2 protein-coding genes and 1 pseudogene are annotated in these 2,805 nt (G+C 57.2%); 1 reads left to right on the top strand and 2 read right to left on the bottom strand.

The window, feature by feature from the left end; genetic code table 11:
- Positions 1 to 596 precede the first annotated feature (596 nt).
- Positions 597 to 1,400, top strand: a pseudogene (locus tag AC0L2A_RS35925) (IS1595 family transposase); the annotation flags it as partial.
- Positions 1,401 to 1,529: 129 nt separating this feature from the next.
- Here AC0L2A_RS35925 and AC0L2A_RS35930 read toward each other — a convergent pair.
- A complete protein-coding gene (locus tag AC0L2A_RS35930; protein ID WP_473612915.1) occupies positions 1,530 to 2,162 on the bottom strand; it encodes a 4'-phosphopantetheinyl transferase family protein in 633 nt (210 codons plus the stop codon).
- 211 nt (positions 2,163 to 2,373) lie between these two features.
- A partial coding sequence (locus tag AC0L2A_RS35935) for a hypothetical protein (RefSeq protein WP_473612916.1) occupies positions 2,374 to 2,805 on the bottom strand: 432 nt, incomplete at its 5' end.

A 2,805-nucleotide genomic window follows, 5' to 3' on the forward strand; every position in this document is an offset into this window, starting at 1 on the left:
CGGCAGGTACCTCCAGATGTTACCCATGGCCCGTCTGGGGTGGGCTATGATCGCAATATCGTTCGGGTTCCTCGGAGGGAGATCGGGGCCTTCCAAGTTGATGAGTCGGGCGAAGGCTCGCTGGCCTAGGATGGCGAGGGACTCCGGCTCGTAGACGCGGCAAGCTGAAAACGTTGTCGCATTTATGTTCGTAGAGGTCTCCGACGTCACCGGCGAGTGTAAAGTTGTCGCGGTATCCCGCAAATCGTCTCTCTACGCGCTCGCCCGTTACATCGAGCGGCGCGGCCGCCATCATCATCCCCGGGAGTACCTCCAGCGCCGTCCAACCCACGCCCAACCGGCGGCCGAGATACGGCACCAGTACCACGCCGGTTATGAGGTCGAGGCCGTCCGCCGCTGAAGCTGAAAAATCTCGCGGCTCTCCCGGTACTACCCCCGCGCAACGAGCAGGTTGGCGGGTTTGCCGTTTTTCGGCCGTTCGGGGTCAGGGTAGGTTCCATAGACAATTCGCCCGTCGCACGCTCGTCAACTAAAGACAGCTAAAGGCTTGTGGTCATGGCCTTCCCCTGCAGGACGGTGATCTGGAGGGGATGAGAATGCCTGAAACGATGCTCCCGGCGCTTTCCAACATTCGGGCCGTTGAGGAAATGATCGTGGCCTTCCGGGATGAAGAGCATCGCCGGCGATTGCTGGAAACCACGGTGTGGCCAGAACACAGAACCTGTCCGGCCTGTGGTTACAAGCGTTCGATCGCGCTTGCCGGCCGCGATACAGGCAAGCGGCGTGCGCGACCGGGTCTTTATTAATACTCCAATGGCGCTTGCCAGTTCCAGTTCACGGTGACGACCCATACCCCGCTGCATTCGACCAAGCTGCCTTGCGTGTTTGGCTGAAAGCCATGCGGCTGATGCTCCAGTCGGACAAGCGCTTGTCCTCGGTCCGGCTCGCCGAGATCCTTGGCGTGAGCCAACCGACGGCCTTGCGCATGGGTCACACGCCCTGCGGCTGATGGCGGCGCGGGAAAACATGCTCGACGGCACGGTCGAGATCGACCATTTCCACCTTGGGGGGAAGTCCCCGAAAGCGGCCGGATGACCCACCTCGGGGACGGGGCCGGAGAGGTCAGGCGAATACGGAGAAAGAGTCGGTCATGGCGGTGGTGCAGCGGCCGACGTCACGCCCGGCGGTCCGGCCGGTGACGCACGTGCCGCGGTCGTGACCGGCCTTTCGTTGCGTGCTGCCGAACGTGCGATTGAAATACAGATCGAAACCCACGCGTATTTGATGAGCGATGAGGCGAAGGCATTCATTTCATCGGCGAGAGTTTTGCCAAACATGAGACCGTGAAGCATTCCAGCCACGAATATGTTCGCGGCACGGTCCACGTCAATTCGGTGGAGGCGGCACAGATCGCGAACCGAAACCCCGTCCTCATGTTCCTTCAAAAATTCGGATGATCTGCTCTTCAGAAAAGCGGCTACGTTTCATGTCCTGGTCTTCTCGATGGGCCAGAACGAACGTCAACCGGATTAGATCAGCGGGGCAAGGTCACCGCATGTCGGCCTCGAATACGCCAACCCGATTACATTATTGGAAATAAGTAACTCGAGCGAAAACGTGCAATTTGCCTTCGCCACGTACCCTAATCGTGCAGAGATATCAATTTCCACGTCCTTGAATTCAATGAAATGATTGTACAGTGGAAAATACGCCTTATATACCGCCTCCTTCAAAACGAAGAGGTCCCGCCGCTTGAGCAGATGCAGATCGTACATGCGTTGCTCGTTAGGGGTGGCAATCAATTCGATCAGGTTCTCCGGCAGAGGTTCATTAGGCTCAATGTCGATGCCGAGAGCCGCAATCCTTTTCGTCCCTGCAATGGCGGCGGCTGCTACGGTATCGTGGTGCGCCAAAGATCCGACGATGCCGGGTGGCCAGATCGGAACACCCGAGCGCGTCTTTAGGATCGGCAGTTGTGGGAATCCCAGTTGCCCAAGGAGTGTTCTGGCAACTACTCTTGCAGCACCGCTTTGGCGGCGAACTTTGGCAACAGCGCGTCCCAACGAGGTAACTTCGGAAGCGTACAAGGTGGAGTCGTCAGCCGGTTCTATTGGACGGATGCCGACGAGGATGTTCTGTTGATCAATGGTGATAGTCTCCATTCTATCTGGTCCCTTTGAGCTTTTCGAATGAGAAGCTCAGCCAATGCAGCTTGGCCTTGGAATTGCTCGACTCGGTCGTCGATCAGCAGCGGCGGCAGACCACATATGCTTCCCATCTTTGGATCACCGAGCCAGAACTCTCCGACATGTGGGGATTGTCGCGATCCGAGACTGAACCTCGTCTGGGTGCCAGAACCTTCGGTGCAGTTCGCTAGGGATCTTTTTCAAGAACCCCGGCTAAGGGCGTAGAAATAGCTCGGGCCAGAGCCTTGCGGTTTTCCAGAACACTCATCATCGTCACGTGGTCGCCTACAATCGGTACGGCAGTAATGGCCCCCGGACTCAAGACCCGGTCCCAGCCGCGCATAGGCGAACGTGCCTCTGAGCATAATGAACTCTTAGCTTGTCGTGCCCGAGAACTGAAGAGAGCCTCGGTGGCATAAAACTGATGTATCTCAATTGGCAGCGTTGGGACTTGGTACGCCTGCAGCGCCTCGTGAAACCGGGCGGTCCTTTCATACATTAAAACATCGTTATGCAGATTACGATCCAGAGGTATTGCCCCAATTTGCTGCGCCTTTTCAAGCAGCTGAGCGATTGAACTTTGTCCAGCAAATTGCTCCAACACTTCGAAGCTCTCATC

This window comes from Mesorhizobium sp. WSM4844 (genome assembly GCF_055811775.1).